This is a genomic window from Nocardia niwae NBRC 108934 = DSM 45340, assembly GCF_001613465.1.
Taxonomy (GTDB): Bacteria; Actinomycetota; Actinomycetes; order Mycobacteriales; family Mycobacteriaceae; genus Nocardia; species Nocardia niwae.
In genome coordinates this window covers 1-15,518 of sequence record NZ_BDCK01000013.1, presented here as the reverse complement: position 1 = coordinate 15,518, position 15,518 = coordinate 1, and the positions used below count along the sequence as shown (strand labels likewise).

The window sequence follows — 15,518 nt, the reverse complement described above, 5'->3', positions numbered from 1 at the left end:
CGTGCAGGCCGAGTGGAGAGCCGAGCGCCAACGGAGCGACACCAAGGACGCCCGGCCCGCTGACGCTGCATTGTGGCCCAGCGGCTGGCCGCACGAGGCGCCGGACCGTCCTTTGAGCGTCAACGAGGCGCACATGACGATGCAACGGCATCGCGGGTGCCGTGCAGACGAGTGCCCCCGTAAGGCGGCAGCACGGCAAACCCTGATCAGCGCGGGCCGGATGAGGCCTGATACCTCGCGGGAGTACTGACCATCCGCCGCAGGGGGCGGTTCTGACCTCTCCCGTGGTGTGCGGGAGCAGTAGGTAAGGGAGGATATCCATGGGATACAACGCGATTCGGGCAGCCGTCACGGTTGTCGCTGTCAGCGCCGCATTGCTCGGCGGGCAGACGCTCACCACCGCGCCGGTCGCGCAGGCAGTCGACCGTTCCTGCACGTTCGCCTTCAACAAGGAGCCCTACCTACTGCACAACGCCGTCGTCGTCGGCGGAACAGTGAAATGCGACCCCGCCCCGCTCGAGTTCCACCTCACGTTGCAGCTGTGGCATCGGTCCGGCACCAGCAACCCGAAGCCGAAAGGGGACCCGGCCATTATCACCGATATCCCGAATCCCACACGTCACGTTGCCACGATGGCGTTGGACTGCGTGCCCGGCATGTGGCAGGGCAAGATCGTCATGCGGGCTACCTGGGACACCGGGACGAGCGAGAGCCGCAAGGAGACCATACCGGCCATCATCCAATGCTAGGTTGACCCCGTGAAGCTGCTCTACCTCAGCAGCGGCCCTGTCACATGGTCGACTCGCTGGCTCTGGCTGCGCCAAACCCTGTACCTCTGGGTCCGAGGTGTCTCCCGCGCGCCCGGCTACACCGGAGAGAACCAGTGGCACGCTCGCCGTGAATACGGCGGATGGGTCATCCGTCCGGCCAGTGGATGGCGTCAGCTCCGCTGGATAACCCCACCGCTGCACTACACGCGCACCATCTCCGCAGACGACATGGATGCCGTCGGCACTTGGATGCTGGCGAAACTGGAGATGTAGACCGGTAAACCGGATACCGCGGCCCCACCCGATCCCCTTCCGGGTGGGGCCGCTCTGCGTCCGAGCTCCGGCATTCTGTAGCACAGATCGATACGCCAACGACACACTCGACGACAACTGCGTCACTGCGCGCCGATGAGGGGAATTCATGAAATCCGTTGCAAGTGTTCTGGCCTTGGCCGCTGCCTCCGTAGCGGTCGCGGCCTGCAGCTCGACGAGCGCTGAGGACGACCACGCTGCGCACTCTTCTTCGGCATCGGCCGCACCGGCAGCAACTACGGCGCCCGCGACAGCCCAGGCCTGCTACCCATCGCGGGCGATCTCCGATCCCGAGCTCGCCGAGTTCGCGGCCGGGCTGCAACTCCCAGCGGGCGTGCAGGTCGTCACCGGGCGCGTCAGCACGCAGAGCAGCCAGCCGGGCAAGGTGGGCGTCGCCCTCGACCTGTGCGTGCCCAGCTCGACGGACGCCGACGCGCTGCGCCCGATCGCGACGAGCATCGCCGCCGCGCTGAAACCGACGCCCCTCGGACAGCGCACGTTCGCGCTGTACGTCGCCGACATGAGCGCCGACTACAAGGACGAGGCCAAGCTCAAGGACGGCGATTACGCCGTCCACTTGTGGAACGGCAAGCCGTCGCCCGCAGCCGAGAACGCGCGGTGGGAGATCGTCGGCCGCTGAACCGAGACATGCGAAACGCGCCCCCTGCTCGGATGAGTAGGGGGCGCGGTCGTTCCGGCACGTTGCCGGTCAGGCGAGATCGCGGTCAGTCCAGGTGAACTGAACCGATTCGCCGCCCGAGATCTCTCCGGCGGCCGCTAGCTGCGAGATCACATCCGCCTCAAGCCGCTCGCGCAGTCCGGTCCCGGCTACGTCCGACCCGACGACCTGTGTTTGCGCGACCCAGTCGCGGCCGTTGCCGTACTCGTCTCGAATGATCGAACCGTCGATGAACACCAGCGCGAACGCGACCGCCCACGGTTGGACGATGCCGAGTCCACCGTCGGAAGCCTGTCCCCGTACACATAGCGGGCCCATTATTGCTGTAGCAGCCACGATGTTCCTCCCTAGATATCGCGCGCTGTGAACTGGTCGATCGCGTACCCGCGCGCCACGTTCCCGGCGAAGTCGGCTTGTGCCGGAGTGACGATCCCGAACGTCCGGGTGGTCGGACCAATGGGAATCACCGCGCCTGTGTCGGTCCACGTCGCCGATGGGGTTGCGCTACCGCTCACGTACAGCGAGTACACGTTGCCGGATGCGCGCAGACGGACGGCGGTCGGCGTGCCGATCGGCGCCGACGCCCGCTGCGTTGCGACGCCCCCGATTCGCGTGACGATGAACGCCTGTCCCGATGTGGTCAGACCCTCGACGCGATCGCCGCTCGTTGTGCTGCGCAGGAAACAGCCGCTGCTGATCGTGGCGTGCGAGGCCCCAGCAGTCGCCGCAATCGGGATCCATTCGATTTCTTGACCGTCGGTGCTAAACGGGGTGTTGTGGCCTGCCGCGTAGATGACGGTGGTGCTCGCCGCTGGTGTTCCGGCCTGCGCGCGGTTGCTGGAAACCACCGGCGCGCTGCCGAACACGGTGTAGTCCGTGCCGAGGCTCGCGCGGTTGAAATCGTCGGTCAGGTTCAGCGCAGTCGGTGCACCGGCGACGACGAACATCATGTCGTAACTGCCTTGAACGCGACCTGCAGACCGTTCCCCGCCGGGCTGTCTGGGGTCACGATGTAGGGAACGATTCGGCTGCCCGCAGCCACAGCCCACGGACCACCCGCAGTCACGACCGTGTCGGCCGCGTGGTTGGCTGCTGTGATCGTGATGCCCGAGGGCATCCCGGTTGACGTACCGGCGTCCGCGCGCCCGCTGGCGTTCTTGCGGATCTCGACCACGAGATTGCCAGTGCCGGCCGATTCGCCTCGAATAGTGATCTGCTGAATCGAGATGTTGCGGTCGATCAGGACGCCCTCGGGTATGACGTTGCCTCCCCCGCTCGCCCGCGCCCCCATGTGCGACTTGATCGTGAAGTCGTACGCTTGCCCGGCAGCGGTGGGTGTGCGAGCGTCGGTCAGCCTCGGGTCGTTCCCGGCCACCGCGGTCGAACTGGTGGATCCGATGGTCGGTGGAAATGTCGACGGCTTGCCGGTGATGCCCGACCAATCGGTGGTGCCCGGCGGGCCCGGCACGCCCTGCGGGCCTTGCGCCCCTGTAGCGCCCGTCGCCCCGGTGGCGCCCGTCGCTCCGGTCATACCCTGCGGCCCCCGGATCACCACACCTTGGCCGTCGGGAAGCCAGCCGGTGCCCGTGCGGTAGACGTACAGCAGTCCGTCGGCGGCGACAACATACTGCGCGCCGTCGCCCTCGGCGGGCGTGGTGGGAAGGTCGCCGTAGGTGGCGACCCGGCGGTCGATCTGCAGGCCTTCGCCTTGGGGGCCGCGCACGATCGCGGTGCCCGAGCTCGACGGGATCGGCGATTCGAGAGTGAGATCGACGAGCCCTTCCGACCCGGTATCGGGATCCTCGGGGTCGGGACCGGGGATGTACTCGGTGACAGCGAACGAGTACGGCGCGATCGGCACTCGGTCGCCGTCGTAGCTCAGATCGAAATCGACGCGCCACGTCCAGTCCGCCGGATTGGTTTCGGCACCCGGGGCGACGAGGCGGATGCCGCGCTTCCCGCGCCAGGTCAGATACCCGAACTCGTCGAGTGAGGCGACGTAGTGCTGCGGCAGCTGTACGTACGTCGCCGGGTTCGGCAGGGCACCGGCGACGAGCACCTTGGGCACCTCAGCGGTGAACGTGAGCGTGCCTGTGAGCGGCTGGAATTCGGGAAGGTCGCCGATGTCGGGACCGTCAGCGGTGTTCACCAGGAAGCGGCCAACGACCTTGCCGTGCTTGAGCGGTGCGAGATCAGCCATGTCACACCTCGTCTTTCAGCAGTTCGGGCAATTCCGGCTGCGGCGGTGGTTCGACGCCGCGCTGGTGCGCGATGTCGCGCTGATCACTCCATCGCCACAACTTGCGGATGTACTTCATTGCCGCGCGACCGATCGCGTGCGCCGCTTCGAGCTCGTCCTCGAGTTTCTCGATTCGGCCCTGCAACTCGCTGACGCGCTTCCCCTGCCAGGCCGTTGCGCCGCCGATGATCGCGGCGACGATCGCGCCGATAGCTGCGATCTGGTCAGGGTTCACGGGGCGTCGCCTGCCCGCGGCTCGGCCGCCAACCAGGGTGCCCATGTGGCGATGGCCGCGTTGACCGCGGGCATCGCCATGAATCGGGTGATCGTGGCCGAGACCGCGAGGGCCGCGCCGATGCCCGCTGCGGTCGTCGGCAGGCCGGTCGAGGCGATGAACATCGGCATGGCAGCGGCCAGGCCGACGACGAGCTGAAAGGCGGTGCGCACCACGGTCCGCCACGGATAGCGGACTTGGCTGGCATCCTCGGCGCTGTGGCGGCCCATCACTTGCCGCCCGCGAGGGCGCGCTTGATCTCGGCCACGTCGTTGCGGACTTCGGCCAGGGCCTCGACGACGGTGTTGTCCCGCTTCGGATCGACCGTGGACTTGCCGAGGATGCCCCAGCCCTTGAATCCGCCTTTTCCGTCGTCGGGGCCGAGCATCTGTTCGTGGGTCTCGCTGGTGTTCTTGTCCATCCACCAGAACAGGTCTCGGAACTTCAGCGCGGTTCCTCGGAAGTTCTTGATCAGTGCGTCGAGCATTGTGTCCTCCTCATCAGGGCCGGGGGTGTGGTCGATGAGGGCCTGAACGTCGCGCCGGAATGCGATCATGTCGATTCCGGTCGGGTCGATCTTGCCCTCGCTGCTGTACTCGCGGTGTCCGACGCAGTCGTCGGCGTCGCGGCCGATGCGGCGCAGGATGGCAGCGCAGCCGCGTTTGTAGGCGTCGAGTTGGGCTGGAGTCCAGTCGGTTCCGTCGCCGCGCGACACAGCCTCGATGCCGATCGTGTGGAAGTTCGCGTCGTTGGTAGGCCATCCCGGCCAGCTGCCGCGCCCGGCGTGCCAGCACACGCCTGCCGCGATCACGCGATAAGTGCCGTCCCGCTCGAGGACGAGCTGGGCGAGCGGGCCGGGCAGGTCGGGGCGGCCGTTCTGCACGATGCGCCAGTCGTTCGAGCCTCCCCCGGCGGTGTGGTGGCAGATCACACCGCGGATGTCGCGGAAATCCCCGTGCCCGCGGTCGCGCCAGCCGTCGTGCTCGACGACGGCCAGGCCCTCGGCTCGCAGTACATCAGCGAGCCATACAGGGTCACCGGTCCATGCCATTCTGGGCCTCCTTGATCTTCTCGCGGATGCGCTCGACGATCCCGGCAAGCGCCTCGCTCTTGGTCGCGGCCTGGTAGCCGAGGCCTCGGGGGTGTTCTGCTTTCCAGCTGCCATCCGGGAGCTGGGAGACCTTCACTTCGTCGACGTCCCAGAACGTCTCGGGATCGGGTGCGGGCCACTCACCGGTGTCGGGGTCGGGCCGGATGTGCAGGCCGAGGTCGTGGGGACCTGGCAGACCGCCGGGTGTCGGTACCCAACGGATCCGCTCGTGTGCGGGGTCGCGCCGCCAGCCGCGCTCGACGAGGTATGCGGCGACGCGGGCCGAGCTCGGCAGGGTGAACACGGTGGCGTCCGCGAGTTTTCGGCCCGCGCTGTTGCGCCACTCGGGCAGGTGCAAGATCGCCAGATCCGAGAGCAGGTCGACGACGGCGGGGTCGAGCGGCTCGACCTTGCCTGGGTCGGGCAGCTTGCCGTCGAACGCCATCTTGGCGAACTCGCGGTACTTCGCGGTGATCCGTTCCCGTTCGGCCGCGCTCTGCTGCTGCGCCTGTATGCGCTCCTGTTCCTTGCGGCCCGCTTCGGTGACAACGGTGCGCAGCACCTCGGGCTCGGGCGTATCGGTCACGGCTGCTCCATCAGTGGTTGTGCGGCGACGACGAGCTGCGCGCCGGTGGTGACGATCGAGTAGTTGCGCTCGCCGATCTTTCGGGCGATCACGTAGATCACGGCGGTCTCGGACGGGCCGACGACGCCGAGGTCACTGGCGGGTGTGACGGCGTGCTCCCATCGCGGGTACAGCTGCACCTCATAGCGGTTGGCGACACCAGTGCCGTAGCCGAACCCGATGATTTCGCCCTCGGGTGAGCCGAGGCGGATCTCGATCTCGACGTGCGCCTCGTTGAGCGCGCTCACATGAACCTGCACGGTGATGTTCCCGGAGAGGACCAGCGGCCGCCAGGCGATCGGCTGCGCCGGAATCGTCATCGTCGCGACGGTTTTCGTCGTCGCCGAGATGTTCGACCCGCCGATGAATTGCGACGAGGCGATCGCCCACGGCCCACCGAGTCGCGGCGCCGGGATCGGCTGCCATTCCCCCGGCGTGGCAGCCCACGCCAGCACCGACCCTTGGCGTGCTGCGGCGAGGTCGCCGACATCCGCGGCGTCGGAGATCTTGCCCGCCTCGCCGGGGTCCCCGGTCGGCCCGACCGCGCCGCGCGGCATCGTGATCTCGAGCGCCTGCGTCGGCGCGGTTCCGGTGAAAGCCGCGGCCGCCGACGATCCGACCGCACCGGCCACTGCCGAACCAGTCGGCGTGGCCGGTGCGCCTTGCGGTCCGGGGGTCTGGAATGCCGCGGCGAACGCGATCATGTCCATACCGGTCCAGAAGTAGATCGCGTTCTCAGCGACCACGCGCCACGCCTTGCGAGCATCGGCAGTGCCGAGGTTCATCGCGGTGAGCGCGGCGGCGTCGGCGACGTCGCCTTGCCAGATCCAGGGCCAGGCGGGCGCGCCTTGCGGGCCCGGTCCGCCCGGCGGGCCCTCGCGCAGCTCGACGAGCACTTCGCGGTCGACTACCTCGAGCGGGTGGACGGTGTAGGGCAGGCCGACCGGATCGTCCACAGAGCGCATGGTGATCGAGACGCTCTCGTCGTAAACCTCGGTCATGGTGCTCCTGTCACGGGCACGGCCCACGCGGCGACGTGCGCGCCGGTGCGCGTGTAGTTGAAGTTCGCAGTGCCGAGGTTTCGCCGGATCACGATGTGCAAGGTGGTCGCGACACCAGCGGCGATGACGCCGACCGATGAGGCCGGCGTCATCGCCGAGGTCTGGAACTGCGGTTGCATCCGGGCGAAGGCATCGACCGCGTACGGCATGCCGACGCCGAGCGCGACGATTTGACCGCTCGCCGAGCCGATGCACGCCTCGATGTCGACGCGCGATGTGGCGTCACCGGCGGCCGTGCGGACGACTGCGCCGCCGGTGACGAACGGCCGCCAGGCGGTGTCCTGGGCCGGGATGGCGAGTTGGGCGATCGTGAACGGCGAGGTCGACAGGCCGGACGCCGAGGCCACGAAACCGGCCGCGCCGTTCCATGCCTCGCCCTCGGTGATCGTCCACGGCCCGCGCCAACCGGGATACGGCGTCGGTACCCATTTCGACGTTGCCGCCGACCACAGCGGCACCATGCCCTCTGTCCGGGTCACCGCACCGTTGAAGTCGGAGGCGCCGGTGATCGGGCCGGGCGGCCCGTCTGGGCCCTTCACGCCCTGCACACCGCGCGGCACCGTGAGATTCACCGCCTGCGAAGGCGGATCACCGGTGATGCTGACAACGAGGTCGGAGCCTGCAGCTCCTGTGGTGACGGTGCCGATCGACAGCGAGTTCGGTACGCCCTGCGGGCCGGTGCCGCCGAACGCGTCGGGGAAGATCTCGAATACCCTGCCGTCCCAGTACATCAGCGCGTTGGTCGACAACACCCGCCACGCCTTGCCCGCGTGGACGGGACCGAGGTTCGCCGACAGCGCGGTCAGGGCGGCGACGTCGGCGACGTCGCCCTCCCAGCGGAACGGGATCGCGGCCGCACCGACGGCGCCGTCGGGACCGATGGAGCCGATCGGCAGTTCGAGGGCGCCATCGGCTGGGGTGACGTGCAGCGATTGGACGATGCCCTCGTTGCCGATGCCCTCGTCGATGCCGCGAATGAGAGCGCCCGCGAAGTACTCGCCGACAGTGGTCACAGGTGGCCTCCTAGACGGGTTGGGCCCACACGGTCAGCGATCCGCGGGCGCGCGCGTAGCCGATGTTGGAGTCGCTGCCGACGCGCTCGACGGTGAGCAGCAGCGTGCCCGGTACGCCCGGGGGGACAGTGGCGTATGTCGAGCTCGGCGACAGTGGCTTCGTGCCCTCGTCGCCGTAGGTCGGGTTGAACGGGATCATGAGGTACTGGCTGGTGGATGCGCGCAGGCCTGCGCCGCTGGCGACCATGACGCCGGTCGCTGAGCCCAAGCGGACTCGCACCTCGGCGGTGACCGTGGTCGAGGACGCGCAGTAGGTCGACAGATTCCCGCACACCATCGGCCGCCAGCGAAACGGCAGCGCGGGCACGGTTGCGGTGAGTGCGATGAGTTGGTCGATGTTGGCCAGCTGGTCGGCGACGAGGTCGGTGTCCCACCATGACCACGGCCCGAAACCGTTGGGCGGCGCGGTCGCCGACCAGCGGCGGCCGCCGAGGTTGAGCGCGAACATGCTGCGCTGGGTCGGGCCGATCGTGTTGTCGTAGTCCAGTGCGGTGGCGATCGAGCCGGACGCGCCAGCCGGACCGGCTGGACCGGGGACACCGGCGGGGGCGGTCGCGGCGATGGTGAGTGCTGCGCCGTCGGCGGAGATGCGCAGCGCCGGTGTGGTCAGTGCCGGGTCGTGGGTGGTGGTGACCGCGGCGATGGTGGCGGCCGGGGCGACGGGGCCCTGTACGCCGACGGCGCCGGGCGAGTGATGCCATGCCGAGCCGTCCCAGAGGTCGATGCCGTTGTCGTCGGTGCGGTGCCACCATTTGCCGCGGTCGTCGGGGCCGAGGCCGGTCGGGCGTGCGGCCGCGTTGGCGATCGTGCCCGCCTTCACGAATGTGGAGCGGGGGCGGCCGCGGGGCCCTTGTGGTCCGGGCGGTCCGGGTGGCAGCGGCAGCGCGGCCGCCTCGGGGTCCGGTGTCACGGTGGCGGTGAGGATCGGCAGGCCGTCGAGGTCGACGTCGCGGGTAGCGGTCAGGCGTGCGGGAAAAGCGATGTCGGACAACGCACCTCCTAGAAGATGATGAGATCGAGGTCGGCGCCGACGTCCGTGCTGAGCGCCTTGACGATCGTCGCCAGGCTGCCGAGGCGGGCCCATCCCTTGACGACGGTGTCTTCCTCATCGGCGCCGTCGCCGATCTTGAGCGTCCAGCGGCCGCCGCCGGTGCGGTCGTCGGTGAAGGTCATCTCCGTCACGTAGTCGGTGAACACCTGCTGTCCGACCTCGAACCCGATCTGGTGCCCGATGTCGAAGTCCTTGCCCGGCAGATACGGTGCGCCGTCGGCGACGGTGACCGAGTTCGCGGTGTAGCCGCGGGTGGTGTGCAGCGCCTGTCGGCCTGCCATGAGGCCGTCGAGTGTGAAGGCCTTCTGCGAGTTCGTCGCGACGAATTCCTTGGGCGCGAACGGCCCGGCGCGCTGCGTGCGGCCGACGTCCTCGTACTGCATCCACGCGAGGAACACGTCGTCGAGCTGGCCTTGATAGAGGCTGTCGAGACCGGGGATCCCGATCAGCAGGCCCAGCCAGCTGAGCATGTTCTTCATGACGATTTCGATGCCGGCATTCACCCACCCCGGGCTCTTGCCGCCGACGATGACATGCGTCGCGGTGGGCTTGTGCAGCGATACCTGGGCCTCGCCGAGGCCGCTGTATTCGCCTTCGCGGTACCACACCCACGGCAGGCCGCGCGCGGTGCCGAGCGGTCCGTAGTTGGCGTACACCGCTTCGTATTCCGACTGTGCGTCAAAATTCGGGTACCGCACCGGCGAGGTGTCGTCGATGAAGTCCTCGAACCAGGACACGAGGCCGTCGAGCAGGGTGCCGGTCGGGCCGACCGAGGCGCTGTGATCGCGGGTGCGCAGCACGACGGTGTTGCGGTCCAGCCAGAACCATTCGGGCGCGGGCTGTTCGTCGCCCTTGTCGGGCAGGTAGAACGAGGCCTCGACGATCACGCCGGAGTCGTCGAGCATCGGCTCGAAGAACACGTCGGCCATGTCGAATCGGGCCGAGCCTGCGGCCCACTTGCTCGTGTTGGTCAGGATGTCGACCGGCACGATCGCGATCGGCCACAGGCCATCGCCGCCGCCGACCACCCAATCGGGCGCGTCGGCCCACTTCGTCGGCATGGCCGTCGACTGCTGCCGCAGGGTGTTGCACGACATGTAGATGCCGAACAGGACCTCGACCGGGCCGACGAGGATCATGTGGCGGGGATACTGTGCCAGGATCGGCGCGAACGGTGAGGCCCACAGCGCGGTGGTGGCAACGTGATTCCAGCAGTGGATCGCCTCGATATCGACGGTTTCGACGCCGTTGGCGTCACGCAGTAGCGAGGCCTTGGTGATGTACCCATCCCAGCGGTAGGCCTTGGTTTCGACCGTGATCGGGATGGTCGCATCTTCGCCGTCGGGATTGTTGAAAATATGGTCGAAGTGGACCATGTCGCGCGGGCAGGCCATCTTCAATCCGCCCGCGCGGTTCTTCAGCTTGGAGAACTGGAGATCGAGATATCGCCCTTCCTCGCCGACCTCGTCGAGCCACTTGTCGTAGTAGGTGACCACGGCGGTTTGGTCGGTGCGCCACTCGTCATCCGCCCGCTCGAGCGCGTCCATGCGCCGCACTTCGGCGGCCGGGTCCCACGTCATCAGTACGTCCTCGACAACCGCGGTGTCACGGTGACCGTGATGCTCGATTCCGTTGTGCCGCCATCGGTCACAGCGACCGGGATCGGCACACTCGTCCACGGCGGAATCTGGGCGAACCAGCGCCGTCCGGCCAGCTGCGCCCACACGTTGCGCCCCGATGGCGCGGCGTCGGAGGTGACGCGGGCCGTGCGGTAGCGCGGGTGCGGGTTGATCCGCAGCGTTTCACCCGCCGCGATCACCGGGGTCTGCACGAGGCGGGACACGTCGCCCTCGACTGGATCGCCGATATGCCAGCGGCCGGGGCCGTTCATCGTGTACCGCGGCCAGGCCGGTTGGTCGGCGGCGTTACGGGCGTAGACGACTCCCTCGTTCAGCCCGTCGACATTCGTCCACGTGCTCGGCTCGTCGAACGAGCGCATCGCCGGGTCGGCGGCGAGCGCCGACATCTGGAGAATCTCGTGGTAGTTCTGCTGCGGGTCGATGCCGGTGAGCGGCACCACCGCCCCATCCCGCTGCACACGCTGGAATCGCCAGCCCTGATGCCGGGTGAACCATGCCCACGTACCCGGCCGGTCCGTCGACCAGTCGCGCAGCCAGGCGTCGTGCACAGCGTGGAAGTGGCGCGCTGACCGGAAGATCAGCGGGATCGTGTCGCCGCCGACGCTGACGGTGAAGTCGATTTCCTTCTTAGACCGCACCGACCGCAGGACGGTCGCGCCGTCCTGGCGCGCGCCCTCGGACAGCAGCAGCGACACCGGTATGTCGAAGTGGCCGCCGAGGCCGTCGCCGAGCACCACGCCCTCGATGCCCGCGCCGACCCCGGCGAGGTGCCAGGGTCGACCCTCGGGCGAGATGTAGAGCAGTTTCGTCGCCTCGATGGCGAGCAGGGGGTGCAGCCTCATCGCGAGATCCCACCCCCCATCTGCAGCGACAGCGTCCGGCGCCGCAGCACGCGATCGACAGCCGCGGCTGCGCCCATCGGGTCAGTGCCGCTGATGTTGAAGGTCGGCGCGGGCGGGACTGCGCCACCGGCTGCGCCCATGCCGAGCATGGCCAGGCCGGAGTTGAGCATCTCTTTCCAGTTGTTCTCGAAATAGGTGGTGGCGTCCTTCTGCGTGGCCTGCCACTTCTCAGCGCCCTTGGTCTGCAGGTACTCCCACGGGTTGTCCTGCTGCCACCACGGCGCGTCACCGGTGAACAGGTCGCCGGACATCGGCGTCCCCTGCAACGGGTGCTGCTTCGGTGTCGAGGCGCTCGACGCATCTGCGCCGGGCGTGCCTGTGCCCGTAGCGCCAGCGTCCGCACCGGTCCCGGTCGTGCCGGCCCCGGTGCCGGTGGCTGCGCTGGAACCGGTGCCGCCGAAGTTGGTCGGCATGTTGTCGACCCACACCAGCACCGCAGGCCCGTTCGGCCGGGTGCCGCCGCTCGCGCCACTGGCCGAGCTGCCGCTCGATCCCGGACCACCCCCGGTGGATCCGCCAAGAGACGAGCCCGCACCGCCGCCGACGCCGCCGAGCGCGCCGGGGTTACCCTCGGCGAGCGGGTTGCCGGGGATCGGGAAGTGCCACTGCAACGGGAATGCCGACGGATCCGTCGCGTCGGATCCGACCTCGACGCCGTCGGTGCCGCTCGACTCGACCTTGAGGTCGCCGATCCTGCTCGCCATGTGGCTATTCGGACCGCCACCGCCGCGCTTCACGCCGATCGTGAGGTCCCCGGGACCGCCCGGCCCGGTGAGGAATCCGAACTGCGTGAAATCGCTCTCGGTGTTGAAGTAGCGGGCGTTGGGATTGCGGCCGGTGGCCTTCGCCCAGAGGCCGCCCGCGATGCCGGAGCAGTCCCAACTCGGATTGCCCGTGCCGCCGTACTGATACGGCTTGCCATCCTCACCGCGGACCCAGTTCTGCGCCTCGACCAGACCACCGTTTGCGAACCCTGGCAGAGCGGCGAGGAACCGGCGCGCGTCCAGCGCCGCGGCGACGAGCGGGTGATCCTCTTCCAACCCGAGGTTGGACAGGTTGCCGGTGTAGTCACCCCGCAGCAGGCCGCCCAGGCCGAGGCCTGCGTCGACGAGTGGGGAGTCTTCCTCGACACCAAACGCGCGCAGATTGCCGCGGTAGTCGCCGCGCAGCAGCCCGCCGACACCGAGCCCGAGATCGACCAGCGGATTGTCTTCCTCGACCCCAAGCGCGGCGAGGCGGCCGTCGTAATCGCCGAGCAGCAGCGACCGCAGCCCGAGCGCGGCCGAGACCGCCTGGTTGTCCTCCTCGATGCCGAGGCTCGACAGGTTGCCGGTGAAGTCCCCGTCATGCAGCAGCGAGCGCAGGCCGAGCACCGCGGCGACGAGCGGGTTGTCTTCCTCCAACCCGATGCCGCGCAGGCTGCCGTCGTAGCGACCGTGCGCCAGGCGCGCGCCGCCGCGCACCATGTTGTTCAGCCACTCTGCCGGAGGCACCCATCCCGCGTTCAGCGCGGCAACGAGCTCGGCGCCGCCCTTGCGCATGGCATCTTCGGCGACGACACCCTCACCCCTGGACACCCGCGCCGTCGGGATCCCGTTCTCGTCGATGCCGAGGATGGAATCGCTCGTGGGCGTGCCCGGCCCCCACAACAGCCCCGCCGTCGTGCGTCCGGCGATACCGCCACCGGCGAGCAGCGGAAGGTCGGGGGTTGCGATGGTGAAATTGATGTGTTTGTCGATTACCGGAATCGTGAAATCGAAAGTCAGCTGGAAGTTATTCCACATGCTGATCAGTGAATTCAGTGCGGTTTTGAATCCGGTAGTCAGCCCGGTCCACAGACCGGACAATTTCTCTGTCACTTGCCCCGGCAGATCACCGAGCCACGTCGTCAGGTCGGTTAGTTTGCCGACGATGAAGTCCTTTGCCTCACCGGCTTTTGCGCCGATCGAGGTGAAGGCCTCCCACGCGGACTGCGCGGCACCGACCCACCAATTGATGAATGGTTCGAGGGCGTTGTGCCACAACCACAGCCCAGCATTGGCGACCGCGTCGAGCGCGCCCTTGACGATATCCCGGAAGGTCTCGCTCTTCTGATAGGCCAGCACCACACCGGCGACGAGCGCGCCGATCGCCACGACCACGATGCCGATGGGGTTCGCGGTCAGGGCCGCATTCAACAGCCACTGCACCGCCGACCACGCCATCGTTGCGCCACGGACGACGCCGGTCGCGATCGTGTACACGCCGAGCGCGAGACTGTTGCCTGCCAGCGCGGCGGTACCGGCGCCAGTCGAGGCGGCCATGACGCCCTGCGCTACCGCGTATCCGGTGGCCGCGACCTTCGCCGTGACGAGCGCAGCACCGAGGGTGCCGAGCGCGATCCCGAGACCGACGGCGACTTCTCGGTTGCGGTCGATCCAGTCGGCCGCGCCGGTCAGCGCGCCGAGTAGACCGTCCTGGATCTCGCGCTTGAGAACCTCCAGCTTGGACGCGGTGTTGCCCGCGACCGTCTCGCCCATCTGGTCGGCCGAGCCCGCGAACCCGGTCATGGACTCGCCCGCACCGCTCAGCGCGCCGAGGAACGCGGGGATCTGGTCGACCGACAGATCTTCCAGCGGAGTGCCGAATAGGGCAATCGAGGTGTTCGCACGCTCGGCCGGATCCTCTATTTCGAGCAGCCCGGCGGCGACTTTCTGCAATGCCTGCTGTGCGACCGGACCGCCCTCGGCGATGGCGCGCGACATTTCGGCGGCGTCAAGGCCGATCGCCTTGTATGCGTCTTGTGACGCCTGTGACATATCCGAGCCGCGGATCGTGAATTCCTTGAGCGCGTCACCGGTTTTGTCGAGTACGAATTTTCCTTGCTGCGCCGCGTCGACGAGCAGCCCGAATGCCTGCTGCCCGTCGAATCCCAACGCGCGGAAATTCGTGCCGTATTCGTTGAGGATCTCGGGCAGCTCGTCGCGCATCGCCGCCGGGACGCGCTGGAAGGCGGTCGTCATCAAATCGAACGCGGCCGTCGAGTCGACAGCGAGTCCGTTCTTGACCAGCTGCGAGGCGGTCTGGATCGACTCGGGCACCTCGGTGCCGAACACGCTGGCGAAGTTCAGCGCCCGCGTGGTGACCTGCTCGATCGAGGCCTCGCCCTCAGACCCGAGGGTGGTGAAACCCGATTGCACCGCGCCGATCGCCGCGGTGACGTCCTCGAAGGATTCGCCGAGCCCCTGCTTGTACAGGTCACCAGCGACCTTGCCGTACTCGGCGGCGAGCTCGGGCGTCGCGCCGAGCTGCGCGGCGAGGATGTCGACGTTCTGCTCGCGCGACACCGCTTCCATCGCCGTATCCATGGCGGTGCCGATACCGGCGGCCGCGACCGCCGCTGCCGCCATCTGCTTCGCCGCGGGCCCGAGCCGATCGCCAAGGGAATTCATTGCACGGGAGAACCGGCTTGTGGATTCCTCGGCGTCGTCGGTGGCGTTTTCGAGCGCCCGGTGCGCGGCGGCGAGCTGCTCGACGCCACGCTGCGTCGCGCGGGAGGCGCGCTCCTCGTTGCGCTGCGCGGTAGCGAGCGCCTCCTCGGCGCGCGCGAGCTGCGCGGCGCTGGCCCTGCCGGACTCGCGCAGCTCCCTCAGCTTCTCCTCGGCGATGCGAACTTTGCCCGCGGCGTCCGCTTCCTTTTCGCGGGCCGTCCGCAGCGCCTCGGCGGCCCGCTCGACCCCGGCCTGCGCGGAAGCCAGGCCCGAGACGATCGCGTTGCCCGTGGCCTGCCCAGCCGATCGACCGGCTGCGACGAGCGGCTGCG

Annotated in this window: 16 protein-coding genes; 3 read left to right on the top strand and 13 right to left on the bottom strand. The window is 68.4% G+C overall.

Going from position 1 to position 15,518, the window contains the following annotated elements; translation table 11 throughout:
- The first annotated feature begins 320 nt into the window (after window positions 1-320).
- The 3 genes from NNI01S_RS03830 to NNI01S_RS34235 all read left to right on the top strand — a co-directional run bounded on the left by NNI01S_RS03830 (window position 321) and on the right by NNI01S_RS34235 (window position 1,722).
- Entirely contained in the window at window positions 321-749 is a 429-nt protein-coding gene (locus tag NNI01S_RS03830) for a hypothetical protein (RefSeq protein WP_063017566.1), read from the top strand.
- A gap of 9 nt (window positions 750-758) precedes the next feature.
- On the top strand, window positions 759-1,043 hold the full coding sequence (locus NNI01S_RS03825; protein WP_063017564.1) for a hypothetical protein: 285 nt from the start codon (window positions 759-761) through the stop codon (window positions 1,041-1,043).
- 148 nt (window positions 1,044-1,191) lie between these two features.
- Window positions 1,192-1,722 carry a hypothetical protein gene (locus NNI01S_RS34235; RefSeq protein ID WP_063045435.1) on the top strand — a complete coding sequence of 177 codons (531 nt, stop codon included), beginning with the start codon at window positions 1,192-1,194 and terminating at the stop codon, window positions 1,720-1,722.
- 69 nt (window positions 1,723-1,791) lie between these two features.
- On the opposite strand, the gene NNI01S_RS03815 is transcribed toward NNI01S_RS34235, so the two are convergent.
- The 13 genes from NNI01S_RS03815 to NNI01S_RS34230 form a co-directional block, all read right to left on the bottom strand.
- Window positions 1,792-1,998, bottom strand: coding sequence for a hypothetical protein (locus NNI01S_RS03815; protein ID WP_156511124.1), 207 nt, complete (start codon window positions 1,996-1,998; stop codon window positions 1,792-1,794).
- Window positions 1,999-2,108: 110 nt separating this feature from the next.
- Window positions 2,109-2,711, bottom strand: coding sequence for a hypothetical protein (locus NNI01S_RS03810; protein WP_156511123.1), 603 nt, complete (start codon window positions 2,709-2,711; stop codon window positions 2,109-2,111).
- The gene (locus NNI01S_RS03805) at window positions 2,708-3,961 is read right to left on the bottom strand and encodes a hypothetical protein (RefSeq protein ID WP_063017556.1); all 1,254 of its coding nucleotides are present in this window, start codon (window positions 3,959-3,961) and stop codon (window positions 2,708-2,710) included. Before NNI01S_RS03805 ends, NNI01S_RS03810 begins: the two co-directional genes overlap by 4 nt.
- A gap of 1 nt (window position 3,962) precedes the next feature.
- Complete coding sequence (locus tag NNI01S_RS03800; protein ID WP_063017554.1) at window positions 3,963-4,235, bottom strand: hypothetical protein; 273 nt, start codon at window positions 4,233-4,235, stop codon at window positions 3,963-3,965.
- Complete coding sequence (locus tag NNI01S_RS03795) at window positions 4,232-4,504, bottom strand: hypothetical protein (protein ID WP_063017552.1); 273 nt, start codon at window positions 4,502-4,504, stop codon at window positions 4,232-4,234. The genes NNI01S_RS03800 and NNI01S_RS03795 overlap by 4 nt, the downstream gene beginning before the upstream one ends.
- The gene (locus NNI01S_RS03790) at window positions 4,504-5,325 is read right to left on the bottom strand and encodes a peptidoglycan recognition protein family protein (protein WP_082853962.1); all 822 of its coding nucleotides are present in this window, start codon (window positions 5,323-5,325) and stop codon (window positions 4,504-4,506) included. The genes NNI01S_RS03795 and NNI01S_RS03790 overlap by 1 nt, the downstream gene beginning before the upstream one ends.
- Complete coding sequence (locus NNI01S_RS03785; RefSeq protein WP_063017549.1) at window positions 5,309-5,950, bottom strand: hypothetical protein; 642 nt, start codon at window positions 5,948-5,950, stop codon at window positions 5,309-5,311. Before NNI01S_RS03785 ends, NNI01S_RS03790 begins: the two co-directional genes overlap by 17 nt.
- Entirely contained in the window at window positions 5,947-6,990 is a 1,044-nt protein-coding gene (locus tag NNI01S_RS03780) for a hypothetical protein (RefSeq protein ID WP_063017547.1), read from the bottom strand. The genes NNI01S_RS03785 and NNI01S_RS03780 overlap by 4 nt, the downstream gene beginning before the upstream one ends.
- Window positions 6,987-8,063 carry a hypothetical protein gene (locus NNI01S_RS03775; RefSeq protein ID WP_063017545.1) on the bottom strand — a complete coding sequence of 359 codons (1,077 nt, stop codon included), beginning with the start codon at window positions 8,061-8,063 and terminating at the stop codon, window positions 6,987-6,989. The genes NNI01S_RS03780 and NNI01S_RS03775 overlap by 4 nt, the downstream gene beginning before the upstream one ends.
- Window positions 8,064-8,073: 10 nt before the next feature.
- Window positions 8,074-9,114, bottom strand: coding sequence for a hypothetical protein (locus tag NNI01S_RS03770; protein ID WP_063017543.1), 1,041 nt, complete (start codon window positions 9,112-9,114; stop codon window positions 8,074-8,076).
- 8 nt (window positions 9,115-9,122) lie between these two features.
- Window positions 9,123-10,754: a Gp37-like protein gene (locus NNI01S_RS03765; RefSeq protein WP_063017541.1), complete on the bottom strand. Its 1,632-nt coding sequence runs from the start codon at window positions 10,752-10,754 to the stop codon at window positions 9,123-9,125.
- Entirely contained in the window at window positions 10,754-11,656 is a 903-nt protein-coding gene (locus NNI01S_RS03760) for a phage tail protein (protein ID WP_245675959.1), read from the bottom strand. The genes NNI01S_RS03765 and NNI01S_RS03760 overlap by 1 nt, the downstream gene beginning before the upstream one ends.
- The gene (locus NNI01S_RS34230) at window positions 11,653-15,051 is read right to left on the bottom strand and encodes a phage tail tape measure protein (RefSeq protein WP_369689659.1); all 3,399 of its coding nucleotides are present in this window, start codon (window positions 15,049-15,051) and stop codon (window positions 11,653-11,655) included. The genes NNI01S_RS03760 and NNI01S_RS34230 overlap by 4 nt, the downstream gene beginning before the upstream one ends.
- Window positions 15,052-15,518: the final 467 nt, after the last annotated feature.

Bases quoted from the DNA above. Each gene is read 5' to 3' on its own strand.
- NNI01S_RS03830 (WP_063017566.1), top strand. From the start codon at position 321: ATGGGATACAACGCGATTCGGGCAGCCGTCACGGTTGTCGCTGTCAGC.
- NNI01S_RS34235 (WP_063045435.1), top strand. From the start codon at position 1,192: ATGAAATCCGTTGCAAGTGTTCTGGCCTTGGCCGCTGCCTCCGTAGCG.
- NNI01S_RS03810 (WP_156511123.1), bottom strand. From the start codon at position 2,711: ATGATGTTCGTCGTCGCCGGTGCACCGACTGCGCTGAACCTGACCGAC.
- NNI01S_RS03805 (WP_063017556.1), bottom strand. From the start codon at position 3,961: ATGGCTGATCTCGCACCGCTCAAGCACGGCAAGGTCGTTGGCCGCTTC.
- NNI01S_RS03795 (WP_063017552.1), bottom strand. From the start codon at position 4,504: ATGGGCCGCCACAGCGCCGAGGATGCCAGCCAAGTCCGCTATCCGTGG.
- NNI01S_RS03790 (WP_082853962.1), bottom strand. From the start codon at position 5,325: ATGGCATGGACCGGTGACCCTGTATGGCTCGCTGATGTACTGCGAGCC.
- NNI01S_RS03780 (WP_063017547.1), bottom strand. From the start codon at position 6,990: ATGACCGAGGTTTACGACGAGAGCGTCTCGATCACCATGCGCTCTGTG.
- NNI01S_RS03765 (WP_063017541.1), bottom strand. From the start codon at position 10,754: ATGACGTGGGACCCGGCCGCCGAAGTGCGGCGCATGGACGCGCTCGAG.
- NNI01S_RS03760 (WP_245675959.1), bottom strand. From the start codon at position 11,656: ATGAGGCTGCACCCCCTGCTCGCCATCGAGGCGACGAAACTGCTCTAC.
- NNI01S_RS34230 (WP_369689659.1), bottom strand. From the start codon at position 15,051: ATGGAAGCGGTGTCGCGCGAGCAGAACGTCGACATCCTCGCCGCGCAG.